This window comes from Allobosea sp. Root670 (assembly GCF_001429415.1).
Lineage (GTDB): Bacteria > Pseudomonadota > Alphaproteobacteria > Rhizobiales > Beijerinckiaceae > Allobosea > Allobosea robiniae.
Map to the genome: position 1 here is coordinate 1 of NZ_LMJU01000011.1, position 18,390 is coordinate 18,390.

The 18,390-nt window shown below is 64.6% G+C and carries 14 protein-coding genes, 1 tRNA gene and 1 pseudogene; all 16 read right to left on the reverse strand.

What is annotated here, in order from left to right; all coding sequences use genetic code 11:
- Window positions 1-98, reverse strand: a 98-nt coding sequence (locus ASE61_RS26390) for a GTP-binding protein (RefSeq protein WP_244492786.1), incomplete at its 3' end; no start/stop codon positions are given.
- 53 nt (window positions 99-151) lie between these two features.
- Window positions 152-2,227: an elongation factor G gene (gene fusA / locus ASE61_RS09815; RefSeq protein ID WP_061966716.1), complete on the reverse strand. Its 2,076-nt coding sequence runs from the start codon at window positions 2,225-2,227 to the stop codon at window positions 152-154.
- A 33-nt stretch (window positions 2,228-2,260) separates the two neighbouring features.
- Window positions 2,261-2,731: a 30S ribosomal protein S7 gene (gene rpsG, locus ASE61_RS09820; protein ID WP_061966717.1), complete on the reverse strand. Its 471-nt coding sequence runs from the start codon at window positions 2,729-2,731 to the stop codon at window positions 2,261-2,263.
- Window positions 2,732-2,804: 73 nt separating this feature from the next.
- Complete coding sequence (gene rpsL / locus ASE61_RS09825; protein WP_057189964.1) at window positions 2,805-3,176, reverse strand: 30S ribosomal protein S12; 372 nt, start codon at window positions 3,174-3,176, stop codon at window positions 2,805-2,807.
- Between the two features lie 597 nt (window positions 3,177-3,773).
- On the reverse strand, window positions 3,774-7,958 hold the full coding sequence (gene rpoC, locus ASE61_RS09830; RefSeq protein ID WP_061966718.1) for a DNA-directed RNA polymerase subunit beta': 4,185 nt from the start codon (window positions 7,956-7,958) through the stop codon (window positions 3,774-3,776).
- 109 nt (window positions 7,959-8,067) lie between these two features.
- Entirely contained in the window at window positions 8,068-12,219 is a 4,152-nt protein-coding gene (gene rpoB, locus ASE61_RS09835) for a DNA-directed RNA polymerase subunit beta (RefSeq protein ID WP_061966719.1), read from the reverse strand.
- A gap of 281 nt (window positions 12,220-12,500) precedes the next feature.
- Window positions 12,501-12,881 carry a 50S ribosomal protein L7/L12 gene (gene rplL / locus ASE61_RS09840; RefSeq protein ID WP_061966720.1) on the reverse strand — a complete coding sequence of 127 codons (381 nt, stop codon included), beginning with the start codon at window positions 12,879-12,881 and terminating at the stop codon, window positions 12,501-12,503.
- Window positions 12,882-12,931: 50 nt separating this feature from the next.
- Complete coding sequence (gene rplJ, locus ASE61_RS09845) at window positions 12,932-13,447, reverse strand: 50S ribosomal protein L10 (RefSeq protein ID WP_061966721.1); 516 nt, start codon at window positions 13,445-13,447, stop codon at window positions 12,932-12,934.
- 571 nt (window positions 13,448-14,018) lie between these two features.
- Window positions 14,019-14,717: a 50S ribosomal protein L1 gene (gene rplA, locus ASE61_RS09850; RefSeq protein WP_061966722.1), complete on the reverse strand. Its 699-nt coding sequence runs from the start codon at window positions 14,715-14,717 to the stop codon at window positions 14,019-14,021.
- A 10-nt stretch (window positions 14,718-14,727) separates the two neighbouring features.
- Window positions 14,728-15,159, reverse strand: a complete 432-nt coding sequence (gene rplK, locus ASE61_RS09855; RefSeq protein ID WP_061966723.1) for a 50S ribosomal protein L11 — start codon at window positions 15,157-15,159, stop codon at window positions 14,728-14,730.
- 210 nt (window positions 15,160-15,369) lie between these two features.
- Window positions 15,370-15,903: a transcription termination/antitermination protein NusG gene (gene nusG, locus ASE61_RS09860; protein WP_061966724.1), complete on the reverse strand. Its 534-nt coding sequence runs from the start codon at window positions 15,901-15,903 to the stop codon at window positions 15,370-15,372.
- A 14-nt stretch (window positions 15,904-15,917) separates the two neighbouring features.
- Entirely contained in the window at window positions 15,918-16,112 is a 195-nt protein-coding gene (secE, locus tag ASE61_RS09865; RefSeq protein ID WP_061966725.1) for a preprotein translocase subunit SecE, read from the reverse strand.
- Between the two features lie 161 nt (window positions 16,113-16,273).
- Entirely contained in the window at window positions 16,274-17,005 is a 732-nt protein-coding gene (locus ASE61_RS09870) for a class I SAM-dependent methyltransferase (protein WP_061966726.1), read from the reverse strand.
- 55 nt (window positions 17,006-17,060) lie between these two features.
- Window positions 17,061-17,136, reverse strand: a tRNA-Trp gene (locus ASE61_RS09875).
- A gap of 61 nt (window positions 17,137-17,197) precedes the next feature.
- Window positions 17,198-18,097, reverse strand: a complete 900-nt coding sequence (locus ASE61_RS09880) for a dihydrodipicolinate synthase family protein (protein WP_061966727.1) — start codon at window positions 18,095-18,097, stop codon at window positions 17,198-17,200.
- Between the two features lie 190 nt (window positions 18,098-18,287).
- Window positions 18,288-18,390, reverse strand: a pseudogene (locus ASE61_RS25920) (elongation factor Tu); the annotation flags it as partial.

Consider the following 18,390-nt stretch of genomic DNA (forward strand, 5'->3'; position numbering starts at 1 on the left):
GTGATCGCAGCCGTCAAAGACGTCTTGCCATGGTCAACGTGACCAATCGTTCCAATGTTGCAGTGCGGCTTGTTGCGCGCAAATTTCTCTTTGGCCATCGTAGCCTCCGTCAGTCAAATCGTTGTTGCGTTAAAGCAGGTCGGGCTGGTGATCAGGCGTATTTGGCCTGGACCTCGGCGGCCACCGCCGACGGAACCTGCTCATAGTGGTCGAACTGCATCGTGTAGTTGGCGCGGCCCTGCGAGAACGAGCGCAGCTGGTTCACATAGCCGAACATGTTGGCCAGCGGAACCATGGCGTTGATCACGACGGCGTTGCCGCGCATGTCCTGGCCCTGGATCTGGCCACGACGCGAGTTCAGGTCGCCGATGACCGAACCGGTATAGTCTTCCGGGGTCACGACCTCGACCTTCATGATCGGCTCGAGCAGCACGGAGCCACCCTTCTGCAGACCTTCGCGCAGCGCTGCACGGGAGGCGATTTCGAAGGCCAGGGCCGACGAGTCGACTTCGTGGAAGGCACCGTCGATCAGCGTGACCTTGACGTCCACGACCGGGAAGCCGGCGAGCACGCCCGAGCCGATGACCGAGTTCAGACCCTTCTCGACGCCGGGGATATACTCCTTCGGCACCGAGCCGCCGACGACCTTCGACTCGAACTCGAAGCCCTTGCCGGTCTCGTTCGGCTCGATCACCAGCTTGACGCGGGCGAACTGGCCGGTACCGCCGGTCTGCTTCTTGTGGGTGTAGTCGATCTCGGCCTTCTTGGTCAGCGTCTCGCGATACGCAACCTGCGGCGCGCCGATATTGGCGTCGACCTTGTAGGTGCGCTTCAGGATGTCGACCTTGATGTCGAGATGGAGCTCGCCCATGCCCTTCAGGATGGTCTGGCCGCTCTCCTGGTCGGTCGACACGCGGAAGGACGGATCCTCGTTCGCGAGCTTCGACAGGGCGAGGCCCAGCTTCTCCTGGTCGGCCTTGGACTTCGGCTCGATCGCGATCGTGATGACCGGCTCGGGGAACTCCATGCGCTCCAGGATGACCGCGTTGACGGGATCGCAGAGCGTGTCGCCGGTGCGGACGTCCTTGAGGCCGGCCAGGGCGACGATGTCGCCGGCATAAGCCTCCTTGATGTCCTCGCGGTTGTTCGCATGCATCAGCAGCATGCGACCGACGCGCTCCTTCTTGTCGCGGGTCGAGTTGATGACGCCCTGGCCGGCGTCGACCTTGCCCGAATAGATGCGGCAGAAGGTGATCGTGCCGACGAAGGGGTCGTCCATGATCTTGAAGGCGAGCATCGCGAAGGGATCCTCGTCCGTCGGATTGCGGACGACGGGCTCTTCGGTCTTGAAGTCGATGCCTTCGACCGCGCCGCGATCGACGGGCGACGGCAGGAAGTCGACGACAGCGTCGAGCAGGGGCTGCACGCCCTTGTTCTTGAAGGACGAACCGCAGAGCACCGGGTGGAAGGCGCGGCGCTGCACGGCGGTGCGCACGAGGCGGCGCAGCGTCTCGGCGTCCGGCTCGGTGCCGTCGAGATAGGCTTCCATCGCGGCGTCGTCCATGTCGACGGCGGCCTCGACGAGCTTGCCACGATATTCAGTGGCCTTGTCGAGCAGATCGGCGGGGATTTCCTTCTCTTCGAAGGAAGCGCCCAGCGCTTCGCCGTTCCAGACGATCGCCTTCATCTTGATCAGGTCGACGACGCCGGCAAAGTTGGCCTCGGAACCGATCGGGATCTGCAGGCAGACGGGCTTGCCGGCGACGCGGTCGATGATGTCCTGGACGCAGCGATAGAAATCGGCGCCGATCTTGTCCATCTTGTTGACGAACACGACGCGCGGGACGTCGTACTTGTCGGCCTGGCGCCAGACGGTCTCGGTCTGGGGCTCGACGCCCTGGTTGCCGTCGAGAACGCAGACGGCGCCATCGAGCACGCGCAGCGAACGCTCGACTTCGATGGTGAAGTCGACGTGGCCGGGGGTGTCGATGATGTTCAGGCGGTGGTCGCGCCACAGGCAGGTCGTCGCGGCGGAGGTGATCGTGATGCCACGCTCCTGCTCCTGCGTCATCCAGTCCATGGTCGCGGCGCCGTCATGGACTTCGCCGATCTTATGCGACTTGCCGGTGTAGAAAAGGATGCGCTCGGTCGTCGTCGTCTTGCCGGCATCAATGTGGGCCATGATGCCGAAGTTGCGATAACGGTCGATGGGATGGGAACGGGCCATGATCGTGCTCTATGTCTCGGGTCAGCGCGCCGCTTACCAGCGGTAGTGCGAGAAGGCGCGGTTGGCTTCCGCCATCCGGTGCGTGTCTTCGCGCTTCTTGACGGCGTTGCCGCGGTTGTTGGCGGCGTCCATCAGCTCGGCCGACAGGCGCTCCACCATGGTCTTGTCGTTGCGGCCGCGGGCAGCCGTGATCAGCCAGCGGATGGCAAGCGCCTGGCGGCGCTCGGTGCGGACTTCGACCGGAACCTGATAGGTTGCGCCACCGACGCGGCGGGAGCGGACCTCGATCGCCGGAGCGACGTTCTCGAGCGCCGACTTGAAGACGCCGAGCGGCTCGCTCTTGGTCTTCGCCTCGATGATGTCGAAGGCACCGTAGACGATCCGCTCGGCGGTCGACTTCTTACCTTCGTACATGACCGAGTTCATGAACTTGGTCACGACGATATCGCCGAACTTCGGGTCCGGGATAACTTCGCGCTTTTCGGCACTGTGGCGGCGGGACATCGTCTAGTCTCCGGTCAATCTGGAACGCTGCGGACCGGCTCGGATCGAACGACCCCGCCGGCCTGGCAGAAAATTACTTGGGACGCTTGGCGCCGTACTTCGAACGGCGCTGCTTGCGGTTCTTGACGCCCTGCGTGTCGAGCACACCGCGCAGGATGTGATAGCGCACGCCGGGAAGATCCTTGACGCGGCCGCCACGGATCATGACGACCGAGTGCTCCTGGAGGTTGTGACCCTCGCCGGGGATGTAGCCGATCACCTCGAAGCCATTGGTCAGACGAACCTTGGCAACCTTGCGGAGCGCCGAGTTCGGCTTCTTCGGGGTCGTCGTATAGACGCGCGTGCAAACGCCGCGCTTCTGCGGGCAATTCTCAAGCGCCGGGGCGGTGTTACGCGCCTTCACGGGCGACCGCGGCTTGCGAATGAGCTGGCTGATTGTCGGCATTCTGGCCTCTCGCCCCACTGAGCGTTTGGAAATTCCTGGTCAATCTCCCAGGTCGAGCAAAGCCATGGCATAAACGAAGCCGCGCCATCGGCGCCCATACAGGGGCCTCAGGCGCGTTCGCCAGCAGAGGAACACGGAACAAGTCCCGCGTTCATGCATCCTGCCATGTCGTCAATCGACGCTGGAATTCCGACGGAGTTTCGGTCGCGAAACTCGCTCGCGAACCATGCGCGAGCGACAAACGTGTCCGACAACCGTCGACAGTGGCGCGCTTATGACTCGAACGGAGATTCGCGTCAACCCCGGATTGCGGCTCCAGGCGCGTTCACGCCTGCATTTCCGCCATCCATTAAGCGAATGACAGCTGCAAGCCGCATGCGGCCGCGCTGCCCAGCGCCGATCGACAGCATAGCCGCCCGAAACAGGGCGTAAAGTTCCTTCGATCTCGCCGACCGCACGATCCCCGGAAAAGAATCATCGGCCGGAGAGGACGCGCCCGGCTTGAACGGCACCGCCGCTGACTGGCGTTGGCCCGACCAAAAAGAAACGGCCGCCCGAGGGCGGCCGTTCGATGACGTGAGGCTTTCGCCGGACCGGTTATTCAGCGGCCGGGAGAACCGCCGCGGCTGCCTTGGCGGCCTTCGCCGCCGCATCCGCCTTCTGGCCGACGATGAGATCGTCGCGACGCGTGGCCACCTGCTTGATGCGGGCGACCTGGGCGCCGGTGCCGGCCGGGATGAGCGAGCCGACGATGACGTTCTCCTTGAGGCCCTCGAGCATGTCCGACTTGCCGTTGACCGCCGCCTCGGTGAGGACGCGGGTGGTCTCCTGGAAGGACGCCGCCGAGATGAAGGAGCGGGTCTGCAGCGAGGCCTTGGTGATGCCGAGCAGGACCGGAACGCCGGAAGCCGGCTTCTTGCCCTCCTCGCGCAGCTTCGCGTTGACCTCTTCCAGCTCGATCCTGTCGATCTGGTCGCCGGTCAGGATGTCGCTGTCGCCGGACTCGGTGATCTCGACCTTCTGCAGCATCTGCCGGACGATGACCTCGATGTGCTTATCGTTGATGGTCACGCCCTGGAGGCGATAGACCTCCTGGATTTCGTTGACCAGATAAGCCGCCAGCTCCTCGACGCCCTTGATCGCAAGGATGTCGTGCGGGGCCGGGTTGCCGTCGAGGATGTAGTCGCCGACCTCCACGACGTCGCCGTCCTGGAGATGGATGTGCTTGCCCTTCGGGATCAGGTACTCGACCCCGTCGGAACCGTCATGCGGCGTCAGCGTGACGCGCCGCTTGTTCTTGTAGTCCTTGCCGAAGCCGATCACGCCCGATTTCTCGGCGATGATCGCCGCATCCTTCGGACGACGCGCCTCGAACAGCTCCGCGACGCGCGGCAGACCGCCGGTGATGTCGCGGGTCTTGGCCGAGTCGGTCGAGACACGCGCCAGCACGTCGCCGGCCTTGATCGCGTGGCCCGGCTCCACCGAGATGATGCCGTCGACCGGCAGGATGTAGCGGGCTTCGCCACCACGGGCGAGCTTCGCCACCTTGCCGTCCGCGCCGAAGATCACCATGGCCGGCTTCAGGTCGGCCGTACGGGCCGAGCCGCGCCAGTCGATGACGACGCGCTTGGAGATGCCCGTCGCTTCGTCGGTCGTCTCAGTGATCGACATGCCGTCCACGAGGTCCTCGTAGCCGACCTTGCCGTCCACTTCCGCCAGGATCGGGCGGGAATAGGGATCCCACTCGATCAGGCGCTGGCCGCGCTTGACCTTGTCGCCCTCGTCCACGCGCAGCTTAGAGCCGAACTGGACGCGATGGACCGCGCGCTCGGCGCCGTCAGGCCCGACGATCCCGATGGCGATGTTGCGCGCCATGGCGATGAGGTCGCCGTCCGAGTTCCGCGCGACGTTGCGGTTGCGCATCTTGACTGTGCCTTCGAAGTTCGACTCGACGAAGGACTGGTCGGCGATGGTCGCCGCGCCGCCGATATGGAAGGTACGCATGGTGAGCTGCGTGCCCGGCTCGCCGATCGACTGCGCCGCGATGACGCCGACGGCCTCGCCCATGTTGACGGGCGTGCCACGGGCCAGATCGCGCCCGTAGCAGGTGGCGCAGACGCCGTTCTTGGTCTCGCAGGTGAGAACCGAACGGATCTTCACCTCCTGGATGCCGGCGGCGTTGATCTTCGCGATGTCGCTCTCTTCGATCACGATGCCCTTGGCGACGATGACCTTGCCCTCGACGTCGACGATGTCCTCGGCCGTGGCGCGGCCCAGGATGCGCATGCCGAGCGAAGCCACGACCTGGCCGGCATCGACGATGGCGCGCATCTTGATGCCGTTATCCGAGCCGCAATCCGTCTCGGAGATGATCGCATCCTGCGCCACGTCGACGAGACGGCGGGTAAGATAGCCCGAGTTGGCCGTCTTGAGCGCCGTGTCGGCGAGGCCCTTGCGGGCGCCGTGGGTCGAGTTGAAGTACTCGAGAACGTCGAGGCCTTCCTTGAAGTTCGAGATGATCGGGCTCTCGATGATCTCGCCCGACGGCTTGGCCATCAGGCCGCGCATGGCGGCGAGCTGGCGCATCTGCGCCGGCGAACCACGGGCGCCCGAGTGCGACATCATGTAGATCGAGTTGATCTGCTTGTCGCGGCCGGTATCGTCCTTCTGGACGGTCGAGATGCGGGCCATCATCTCCTGGGCGAGCTTGTCGGAGCACTTCGCCCAGGCGTCGACGACCTTGTTGTACTTCTCGCCCTGGGTGATCAGGCCGTCCTGGTACTGCTGCTCGTAATCCTTGGCGAGCGCGCGGGTCGTGTCGACGATCTCCCACTTGTTCTCCGGCACGACCATGTCGTCCTTGCCGAAGGAGATGCCGGCCTTGAACGCGTGGCGGAAGCCCAGCGCCATGACGCGGTCGCAGAAGATCACCGATTCCTTCTGACCGCAGCCGCGATACACGGCGTCGATCATTCCCGAGATTTCCTTCTTGGTCATCAGGCGGTTGCTGACGTCGAAGGACACGGCCGGGTGGTCCGGCAGCGCGGTCGAGAGGATCACGCGGCCCGGCGTGGTGTCGTAGATCTTCGTGTACGGCTTGCCGTCCTTGCCGGTGCCGGTCCAGCGATATTTGATCTTCGAATGCAGCGTCACGACCTTCTCGTGCAGCGCGTGCTCGAGCTCGCCGAAATCGCCGAAGACCTTGCCCTGGCCGGGCTCACCATCCGAGACGATCGAGAGATAGTAGAGGCCGAGCACGATGTCCTGCGAGGGCACGATGATCGGCATGCCGTTCGCCGGGTGCAGGATGTTGTTGGTCGACATCATCAGCACGCGCGCTTCCAGCTGCGCCTCGAGCGACAGCGGGACGTGCACGGCCATCTGGTCGCCGTCGAAGTCCGCGTTGAAGGCGGCGCAGACCAGCGGATGCAGCTGGATCGCCTTGCCCTCGATCAGCACGGGCTCGAACGCCTGGATGCCCAAGCGGTGCAGCGTCGGCGCGCGGTTCAGCATCACCGGATGCTCGCGGATGACCTCGTCCAGGATATCCCAGACCTCAGGCTTCTCCTTCTCGACCAGCTTCTTGGCCTGCTTGACCGTGGTCGAGTAGCCCTTGGCGTCGAGACGAGCATAGATGAACGGCTTGAACAGCTCGAGCGCCATCTTCTTCGGCAGGCCGCACTGGTGCAGCTTCATCTCCGGGCCGACGACGATGACCGAGCGGCCGGAATAGTCGACGCGCTTGCCGAGCAGGTTCTGGCGGAAGCGGCCCTGCTTGCCCTTCAGCATGTCGGCGAGCGACTTCAGCGGGCGCTTGTTGGCACCCGTGATGACGCGGCCGCGGCGGCCGTTATCGAACAGCGCGTCGACGGATTCCTGCAGCATCCGCTTCTCGTTGCGGATGATGATGTCCGGCGCGCGCAGCTCGATCAGGCGCTTCAGGCGGTTGTTGCGGTTGATGACGCGGCGATAGAGGTCGTTCAGGTCGGAGGTCGCGAAGCGGCCGCCGTCGAGCGGCACGAGCGGGCGCAGATCCGGCGGGATGACCGGGATCTGGGTCATCACCATCCATTCCGGCTTGTTGCCCGACTCCTGGAACGCCTCGATGATCTTGAGGCGCTTCATCAGCTTCTTGGGCTTCAGCTCCGACGTCGTCGTCGCGATCTCATGCTTGAGATCGGCGTTGATCTGGTCGAGGTCGAGCGCGCGCAGCATCTCGCGGATGGCTTCCGCGCCGATCATGGCGGTGAAGGTGTCCGCGCCGTACTCTTCCTGGCAGCGGACATACTCCTCCTCCGACAGAAGCTGACGGTCCTTGAGCGGGGTCAGGCCCGGCTCGATGACGACGTAGCTTTCGAAGTAGAGGATGCGCTCGAGGTCCTTGAGCGGCATATCCATCAGGAGGCCGATGCGCGAGGGCAGCGACTTCAGGAACCAGATATGCGCGACCGGAGCGGCGAGCTCGATATGGCCCATGCGCTCGCGCCGGACGCGGGCGAGCGTGACTTCGACGCCGCACTTCTCGCAGATGACGCCCTTGAACTTCATGCGCTTGTACTTGCCGCACAGGCACTCGTAGTCCTTGATCGGCCCGAAGATGCGCGCGCAGAACAGGCCGTCACGCTCCGGCTTGAATGTGCGGTAGTTGATGGTTTCCGGCTTTTTGATCTCGCCGAAGGACCAGGACAGGATCTTCTCCGGGCTCGCGATCGAGATCTTGATCGCGTCGAAGGCCTGCTGGACCGGCTGCTGGCCGAAAAGGTTCATGACCTCTTGCTTCATCGCCTGTCTCCTCTAGCCGGCGGGGACGAAGGCCACCCTGCCCGGCTTCTGAAATCCGTGGCCGGCGGCATCAGCGCCGCCGGCATGTACCCAAGGTTTGGTTAACGGCTTATTCAGCCGCTTCGGCCGGCGGCAACTCGCCAGGCTTCACCTTGTTGTTGATCAGCTCGACGTTGAGGCCGAGCGAGCGCATTTCCTTGACGAGAACGTTGAAGCTCTCGGGGATGCCCGCCTCGAAGTTGTCCTCGCCGCGCACGATCGACTCGTAGACCTTGGTGCGGCCCGCGACGTCGTCCGACTTCACCGTCAGCATCTCCTGCAGGGTGTAGGCGGCGCCGTAGGCTTCGAGCGCCCAGACCTCCATCTCGCCGAAGCGCTGGCCGCCGAACTGCGCCTTGCCGCCCAGCGGCTGCTGGGTGACGAGCGAGTACGGACCGATCGAACGCGCGTGGATCTTGTCGTCGACCAGGTGGTGCAGCTTGAGCATATAGATGTAGCCCATCGTGACCTTGCGATCGAAGGGCTCGCCCGTACGCCCGTCATAGAGCGTCGACTGTCCCGACGAATGCAGGCCGGCCTGCTCCAGCAGCCGCTCGATATCGGCTTCCTTGGCGCCGTTGAAGACCGGCGTCGCCACCGGCACGCCGCGGCGCAGGTTCTGGCCCATCTCGACGAGCTCGTTCTCGTCCATCGAGGCGATGATCTCGTTATCCTCGTAGACGGCGTCGAAGGAGGCCTTCAGCGCCTTGTAGTCGCTCGACTTCTTGTAGGCGTCGAGCGCCTGCCCGATCTGCTTGCCGAGGCCCGCAGCCGCCCAGCCCAGATGGGTTTCCAGGATCTGGCCGACATTCATGCGCGAAGGCACGCCGAGCGGGTTCAGCACGATATCGGCATGGGTACCGTCCTCGAGGAACGGCATGTCCTCCACCGGCACGATGCGCGAGACCACGCCCTTGTTGCCGTGGCGGCCGGCCATCTTGTCGCCCGGCTGGATCTTGCGCTTCACCGCGACGAAGACCTTGACCATCTTCATCACGCCCGGAGGCAATTCGTCGCCGCGCTGCAGCTTCTCGACCTTGTCGAGGAAGCGCTGCTCGAGGCGCTTCTTCGACTCGTCGTACTGCTTCCGCATCGCCTCGATCTCGGTCATCAGCGAGTCTTCGGCGGTGGCGAACAGCCACCATTGCGAACGCGGGAACTCGCTCATCACCTCACGGGTGATGACCGTGTCCTTCTTGAAGCCCTTCGGGCCGGCGAGACCGGTCTTGCCGGTCAGGATCTCGGCCAGACGCGCGAAGGTGTTGCGGTCCAGGATCGCCTGCTCGTCGTCACGGTCCTTGGCCAGACGCTCGATCTCCTCGCGCTCGATCGCCTGGGCGCGCTCGTCCTTGTCGACGCCGTGGCGATTGAACACGCGGACCTCGACGATCGTGCCCTGCACGCCGGGCGGAACCCGCAGCGAGGTGTCGCGCACGTCCGAAGCCTTCTCGCCGAAGATGGCGCGAAGCAGCTTCTCTTCCGGCGTCATCGGGCTCTCGCCCTTCGGCGTGATCTTGCCGCAGAGGATGTCGCCGGCCGCCACTTCGGCGCCGATATAGACGATGCCGGCTTCGTCGAGGTTCTTCAGCGCCTCTTCCGAAACGTTCGGAATGTCGCGCGTGATCTCCTCCGGGCCGAGCTTGGTGTCGCGCGCCATGACCTCGAACTCCTCGATATGGATCGAGGTGAAGATGTCCTGGGACACGATGTTCTCGGAGAGAAGGATCGAATCCTCGAAGTTGTAGCCGTTCCACGGCATGAACGCGACGAGCACGTTGCGGCCGAGCGCGAGCTCGCCGAACTCGGTCGACGGGCCGTCGGCGACGATGTCACCCTTCTTGATGATGTCGCCGACGCGGACCAGCGGGCGCTGCGTGATGCAGGTCGACTGGTTGGAGCGCTGGAACTTCTGCAGACGGTAGATGTCGACGCCCGGCTTGGTCGGGTCCATCTCGTCCGAAGCGCGGATGACGATACGGGTCGCATCGACCTGGTCGACGATACCGCCGCGGCGGGCCGCGATCGCAGCACCCGAGTCACGGGCCACAACCGCTTCCATGCCGGTGCCGACGAAGGGCGCGTCGGCGCGAACCAGCGGCACCGCCTGGCGCTGCATGTTCGAGCCCATCAGCGCGCGGTTCGCGTCGTCGTTCTCGAGGAACGGGATCAGCGCCGCGGCGACCGAAACGAGCTGCTTCGGCGACACGTCCTGGAAGTCGACCTTGTCGACCGGCGTGACGATGACCTCGCCGGCGCGGCGGCAGACGATCAGGTCGTCCGTCAGGCGACCTTCGGCGTCGACGGCGGCATTCGCCTGGGCGACGTTGTACTTCGCCTCTTCCATCGCCGAGAGATAGATCACCTCGTCGGTGACCTTGCCGTCGCGGATGCGGCGGTAGGGGCTCTCGATGAAGCCGTACTTGTTCACCCGGGCGAAGGTGGCGAGCGAGTTGATCAGGCCGATATTCGGGCCTTCCGGCGTTTCGATCGGGCAGATGCGGCCGTAATGGGTCGGGTGCACGTCGCGCACCTCGAAGCCGGCGCGCTCACGGGTCAGACCGCCCGGGCCAAGCGCCGAGAGGCGGCGCTTGTGGGTGACTTCCGAGAGCGGGTTCGTCTGGTCCATGAACTGCGAGAGCTGCGAGGAACCGAAGAACTCGCGCACGGCGGCAGCCGCCGGCTTGGCGTTGATCAGGTCCTGCGGCATGACCGTGTCGATATCGACCGAGGACATGCGCTCCTTGATGGCGCGCTCCATGCGGAGCAGACCCAGGCGATACTGGTTCTCCATGAGCTCGCCGACCGAGCGCACGCGGCGGTTGCCGAGATGGTCGATGTCGTCGATCTCGCCCTTGCCGTCGCGCAAGTCGACAAGCGCCTTGACGACCGCGAAGATGTCCTCCTTGCGCAGGATGCGCACGGTGTCCTCGGCGTCGAGGTCGAGGCGCATGTTCATCTTGACGCGGCCGACGGCCGACAGGTCGTAGCGCTCCGAGTCGAAGAACAGCGACTGGAACATGTTCTCGGCGGTCTCGAGGGTCGGCGGCTCGCCCGGACGCATCACGCGGTAGATGTCGAACAGGGCTTCCTCGCGGCGCGAGTTCTTGTCGACGTTCAGCGTGTTGCGGATATAGGGGCCGACCGTGATGTGGTCGATGTCGAGCACCGGGATCTCGGTATAGCCCTTGGCGATCAGGTCGACGAGGTTGCCCTTCATCTCGCCGGTCTTGGCCTCGGCCGCCATAGCCAGCTCTTCGCCGGCCTCGGCGTGGACCTCACCCGTTTCCGGATCGACGATGTCCTCGGCGACATACTGGCCGACGAGATCCTCGTCCGAGGCGCGCAGGAACTTCAGGCCCTTCTCGGCGAGCTGGCGCGCGGTGCGGGCGACGAGCTTCTTGCCGGCCTCGACCACGACCTCGCCGGTGTCGGCGTCGATCAGGTCTTCGGTCGCCTTGAAGCCCTTCATGCGCTCCGCGTCGTAGGGAACGCGCCAGCCCTTGGCGTCCTTGGTGTAGGTGATGGTGTTGTAGAAGCGGCTGAGGATCTCCTCGCCGTCCATGCCGAGCGCGAACAGCAGCGACGTGACCGGAATCTTACGCTTCCGGTCGATACGGGCATAGACGATGTCCTTGGCGTCGAACTCGATGTCGAGCCAGGAACCGCGATAGGGGATGATGCGCGCGGCGAAGAGCAGCTTGCCCGAGGAATGGGTCTTGCCCTTATCGTGGTCGAAGAACACGCCCGGCGAACGGTGCATCTGCGAGACGATGACGCGCTCAGTGCCGTTGACGATGAAGGTGCCGTTGTCGGTCATGAGCGGCATGTCGCCCATGTAGACATCCTGCTCCTTGATGTCCTTGACCGACTTGGCCTGGGTGTCGGGATCGATATCGAACACGATCAGGCGCAGCGTCACCTTGAGCGGCGCCGAGAAGGTCATGCCGCGCTGGCGGCACTCGTCGACATCGTATTTCGGCGGCTCGAAGGTGTACTTCACGAATTCCAGCAGCGAGGCGCCGGAGAAATCGCCGATCGGGAAGACGGACTTGAAGACGGACTGCAGGCCCTCGTCGCCGCGACCGCCCTTGGGCTCATCGACCATCAGGAACTGATCGTAGGACGCCTTTTGAACCTCGATGAGGTTCGGCATCTCCGCCACTTCCTTGAGCTTGCCGAAGAACTTGCGGACGCGCCTGCGGCCCTGGAGCGAATTGACCATGTTGTTCCTCGCGTTCTTCGGGCCCGGCGGAGAACGCCATGCCCAACCTTGACACATCCGCGCGCATTCATCCGACGATGAACCGCTGTTGCAGACGGCTGACCCGGAGGTCCCACCGAGCCGACGGCAAGGCCGCCGGGTCAGCCGTTCGAGACAAATCGCACCGATCTGCCTCATCGATTCGTCGCCCCTTGCGGAAACGACGCGACAGCCCCGGAGGCGTGGAGCGCCCCGGGACTGCCTGTAGTATTAGAGATGGACCGGCGTCAGCCGGCCCAAGCTCACTTGAGCTCGACCTTGGCGCCGACGGCCTCGAGCTGCTTCTTGAGCTTCTCGGCCTCGTCCTTGGCAACCGACTCCTTGACCGGCTTCGGAGCGCCTTCGACCAGGTCCTTGGCTTCCTTGAGGCCCAGGCCGGTGATGGCGCGGACTTCCTTGATCACCTCGATCTTCTTGTCGCCGGCGGCGGCAAGAACGACGGTGAACTCGGTCTGCTCTTCAGCAGCGGCAGCAGCGCCACCGCCAGCAGCCGGGCCAGCCGCAACGGCGACGGCGGCGGCAGCGGAAACGCCCCACTTCTCTTCGAGCATCTTGGCGAGGTCAGCAGCCTCGAGAACGGTGAGCGACGAGAGATCGTCGACGAGCTTGGCGAGATCGGCCATGGTTTAACTTCCTGTCTTAAGAGGTTCGAACGATAAGGGTTTGCTGGCTATCAAGCCGCATTCTTGTCGGCATAAGCCTGAACCACGCGTGCCAGCTTGCCGGCGGGCGCGTTCGTGAGCTGCGCGAGCTTCGTAGCCGGGGCCTGGATAAGGCCGATGAGCTTGGCGCGCATATCGTCGAGCGAGGGCATCGTGGCCAGGGCCTTGACACCATCGGGGTTCAGGGCGGTCGTGCCCATCGCGCCGCCCAGGATGACGAGCTTGTCGTTCTCCTTGGCGAAAGCAGTGGCGACCTTCGGCGCCGCGACCGGATCGTTTGAATAAGCGATCAGGGTGGGACCCGTCAGCAGGTTGCTGATGGACGCGACGTCGGTGCCTTCAAGAGCGATCTTGGCCAAGCGGTTCTTTGCGACCTTAACAGTGGCGCCATTCGCCTTCATCTCGCGACGAAGCTTCTGGAACTGGGCCACGGTCAAACCCGCATAGTGGGCCACGACGACGACCGACGTGTTCGCAAACACATCGTTCAGCGACGCGACGGCATCTTTCTTTGCCGCTTTATCCACTGGGCTCTCTCCGGTAGGCGACAAGCTTTCGAAGGCTCGCCGCCGGTTGCAAATGCCGCTCTTCAGAACCCCGGTTGACACCGGCGCCCCGCAAAGCGACGCTTGGTGCCCTGTCCCCGCTCCCGACCCCTGAGGGTCACGATCGGGCGAGATGGTTCGAACCGTCTTGTCCGGATCTCGCGATCCGGGACTAAGCTCTTGCACCGTCTATGCAGGCCTCTTGGCGAAATTATGCCCCCGGACGAATCCGGAGCGCACCTGCAGTCTCAGACAGGACTGGATGATTCCAAGCCTTGGAAATCGCTTTCCGCCGCTCAAATCACCCATTCTTCGGCGAAAACCGCCGAAAAACGCGAAACAGACCCCTTCGTGCCAGGCACGCCGGAGCCCCTTCACTCATGGAAACAGGCCTGCGTCATAGCGCCTTCGCCTGCTTCTGCCAAGTAGGCTCTTGACATCACGAAATCAAGAGCAGGCGAGCGGCCGGCAATCCGGCCGCCCTCCCCTGGCATCGGACCGAAAAGTGGATTCCACTTTTCGGATAAATCCGATGGCCTGATCGATCAGCCGATCAGGCGCCGGTGACGGTGTTCGGCTCGATCTTGACGCCGGGACCCATGGTCGACGACAGAGCGACGCGCTGGATATAGGTGCCCTTGGCGCCGGCAGGCTTCGCCTTGGCGACGGAGTCGACGAACGCCTTGATGTTCTCCGAGAGCTTCTCGGCCGAGAACGAGGCCTTGCCGACAGCCGCGTGGACGATACCGGCCTTCTCGACGCGGAACTCGACCGAACCGCCCTTCGAGGCGGCGACGGCGGAGGTCACGTCCATGGTGACGGTGCCGACGCGCGGGTTCGGCATCAGGCCGCGCGGGCCGAGCACCTTGCCGAGACGGCCGACCAGACCCATCATGTCCGGGGTCGCGATGCAGCGATCGAAGTTGATCTCGCCCTTCTGAACGGACTCGACCAGCTCCTCGGCGCCGACGATGTCGGCACCCGCAGCCTTGGCCTCGTCGGCCTTGGCGCCGCGGGCGAAGACGGCGACGCGCAGCGTGCGGCCCGAGCCGTTCGGCAGGTTGCAGACGCCGCGGACCATCTGGTCGGCGTGGCGCGGATCGACGCCGAGATTCATCGCAATCTCGACGGTCTCGTCGAACTTGGCGTTGGCGCGTTCCTTGATGAACGTGACAGCCTGGTCGAGCGAGTACAGCTTGGTGCGGTCAATGCCTTCACGGCCCTTGACGACGCGCTTTCCGGTATGTGCCATGATCGCCCCCTCAGCCCACGACTTCCAGGCCCATCGAGCGGGCCGAGCCACGGATCATGGCCGAAGCCGATTCGACGGTGTCGCAGTTGAGATCGGCCATCTTCTTCTCGGCGATCTCGTTGATCTGCGCAGCGCTGACCTTGCCGACGTTGCCGCCGCGGCCCGGCGTCTTCGAGCCGGAGGTCAGGCCAGCGGCCTTCTTCAGCCAGTACGAGACCGGCGGCTGCTTCATCTCGAAGGTGAAGGAGCGATCCGCATACGCGGTGATGATCACCGGGATGGGCATGCCCTTTTCCATCTGCTGGGTCTTCGCGTTGAAGGCCTTGCAGAATTCCATGATGTTGAGGCCGCGCTGACCCAGCGCCGGACCGATCGGCGGCGACGGATTGGCCGCGCCCGCCGGAACCTGAAGCTTCACGTAACCCGTGATCTTCTTCGCCATGATGGCTGCTCCTGCCGTCCGCCCCGATGCCTATCCGGAACGACGACGACCCCGCCTGCCGATGCTCTTCATCGGGGCCGGGGTGGTTGCAGTGCGTGGTGCGGCGCCTGTGATCCGGCTGGCGACCGGCACGCCTCCCACGCGGTTGAGGCGCGCCCTATGACACAGGGCGGCACCGAAGGGAAGCCCCGAAAGGTTTCCCGATCAGGATCAGAGCTTCTCGACCTGACCGTATTCGAGTTCCACGGGGGTCGCGCGACCGAAGATCGAGACCGCGACCTTGAGGCGGGCGCGGGCGTGATCGACATCCTCGACGACGCCGTTGAACGAGGCGAACGGCCCGTCCGCGACCTTGACCTGCTCGCCGACCTCGAAAACGATCGTCGGCTTCGGCCGCTCGACGCCCTCGGCCACCTGGCCCTTGATCCGCATCGCCTCGCTCTCGGGGATCGGCATGGGCTTGGCCTTGTCGGCGCCCAGGAAGCCGGTGACCTTCGGCGTGTTCTTGATGAGGTGGTAGACTTCGTCGGTCATCTCGCACTTCACCAGCACATAGCCGGGGAAGAACTTGCGCTCGGCCTCGACCTTGCGGCCGCGGCGAACCTCGACGACCTTCTCGGTCGGAACCAAAACCTCTTCGAACTTGTCGGCAAGGTTGCGCTGCGCGGCCTGGTCGCGGATCGACTGGGCGACCTTGTTCTCGAAGTTCGAATAGGCGTGGACGATATACCAGCGGGTGCTCACGTTCGTAATTCCGTTCAACGGGCGCCGAGGACGAGGCCGAGCACCCAGCGGATGACGGTGTCGGTGAAGAGGAAGAACAGGCTGGACAGGACCACCATGGCGAGCACGAGGCCCGTGGTGATCAGCGTCTCGCGGCGCGACGGCCAGGTGACCTTGGTCGCCTCCGAGCGCACGTCCTGCAGGAACTGGAAGGGATTGGATTTCGCCATGAACCACCTCGGGTTCCGAGCCGGCCCGCGATCCCGCGCGACGCCGATTCGGCCGTCCTGAAACATTCGCGGCGCGGAACCCGGGGAGGGTCGCGCGCCGTCGTTGCAAGCCTCTTACATCGCTTGAGGCCTTTAGCCAAGACCCTTTCGGCTAGCCCCGCTCAGGCCCGGCTCGCAGCGATGAGGAGGAAGAAGGGCCGTTCGCGCTCCTTCACCCAGCCCGGCTCGTTCGCGACCTGCTCCGGGCTCGGCGCCCATTCGACCAGCCTGCCCAGCCGAAAGCCGGCCCCCAGCAGCAGGTCGAGATAGGTCGCGATGGTCCGATGGCGCTTGACCACGCCTTCCGCCAGCCAGTTGCTGACCCGCCTGCCCTCGTCATGGTAGCCGTTGACCGGCCAGGTCGCGCGGCCATCGGCATCGACCAGCCATTCCTGCAGCACGGGCGCCGTCATGATCGGATGCTCGACCGAGCAGACCAGCGCGCCGCCCGGCTTCAGTGCCGCATGCACGCGCCCGAACAGCCCGGCGAGATCGTCGATATAGTGGAAGGCGAGCGAGCTATAGGCGAGATCGAAGGCATCGACCGGCGGCGCGTAATCTTCGAGGTCGGCGCGCTCGTAGGCGACGCGGGAATCATCCGTCTCGCGGCGCGCCCGCTCCAGCATCTTCGCGGAGACGTCGACGCCGAGCACGCTCGCAGCGCCCTCGCCCGCCGCGAAGCGGCTGAACCAGCCGAAGCCGCAGCCCAGATCGAGCACGCTCCTGCCGACCAACTCCGGCAGCATCGCGCGGAGCACCGGCCATTCCGGCGCGCCGTCCAATCCATGGACAGAGCGCGATAGCTGGCTGTAGCCCGCGAAGAAGGTCTCGTCGTCGTAGATGTTCTGGGTCATGGATGCCTCGCCAACCTGCTTGGGCATCCGGGCTAGACGTCGCCAGCGGGACGACTGGCAGGGGCAGCAGGGCTCGAACCCGCGACCTGCGGTTTTGGAGACCGCCGCTCTACCAACTGAGCTATACCCCTGCAGGTGGGCGTCATGTGCCTCAAGGCGCGGTGCATTTCAAGTCGAAATCGTTGATCATCCTCATTTGCTGTAGGGGCCGAGCTCGCGCGCGTAGCGCTCGACCAGCTTCAGCCCGAATTCGGTCGGCCGCAGCGCCGGGCCGCGATCATGGATCTGGATGTCGGCGCGCGCCCCGAAGATGCGCTTGCCATAGCAGAGCAGCGTCTCGATCGACTGCATGATGAAGGTGATCGCCGGCAAGACCTCGCGATAGGCGGCATCCGCCCCCGCCTCGTCGCCGGCCTTGTAGCGGTTATAGGCGCGCAGTGCGTAGTCGATCGTGTCCGGCGCCAGGATCATCCCGGCGCAGCCCGCGCGGAAATTGTCGATGAGCTCCAGCCCGCCCCGCCCGTTGAGAATCGGCAGGTGGCCTTCGGTCACCGCGATCAGCCGTTCGATCTCCACGACCGAGCCCTCGCCCTTGATCAGGCTGATGTTCGGATAGCGCCGCGTCAGCTCCCGGATATCCTCGGCCGACAGGCCGCGGCCCATATAGGCCGGAGCATTCTGGATCGCGACAGGGAGCGTCGTCGTCTCGGCGATGCGTCCGAAGAAACTGATATATTCGGCGGCGCCGAAGCTGCCGACCATCGGTGGCTGGAGAATCACCCAGTCGGCGCCGTTCTGCTCCGCGACCTTCACCAGCGCGACCTGCTCGGCCACCGAGGAGCCGAAGATCGTGAAGGCGAGCGGCTTCCTGCCCGCCACATCCTCCGCCATCCACTCCATCACGGTGCAGCGCTCTGTGAAGCTCAACTTCGAGACCTCGGTCGCGAGCCCGAGCGCCGCCATGCCCTGCACGTCGAGATCGAGGCTGATCTGGGCCTGCTTGCGCATCGCCGCTCGATCGAGCCGCTCCTGCGCGTCGAACAGGGCGAAGACGATCGAATGGATACCCGGAAACGGCGGCTTGAACGACATCGGCAGCATCCTCCGTAGTGGAGCGGCTATCCCGCTCTCTCGTGACGATTGAGAGCATGGAATGATGATTTCGCGCAGCCCGAGCGGCAAGAGCCGCCCCTGCGTTCACGGCATGGGCGAGCGGCCCGTCGCCAAAGAAAAAGGGCGGTGTCGCCACCGCCCTTTCCCAAATCACTTTGCGTGTAGTCGATCAGGCGATGATCGATGCGACGACGCCGGCGCCGACGGTGCGGCCGCCTTCGCGGATGGCGAAGCGCAGCTTCTCTTCCATCGCGATCGGGGCGATCAGCGTC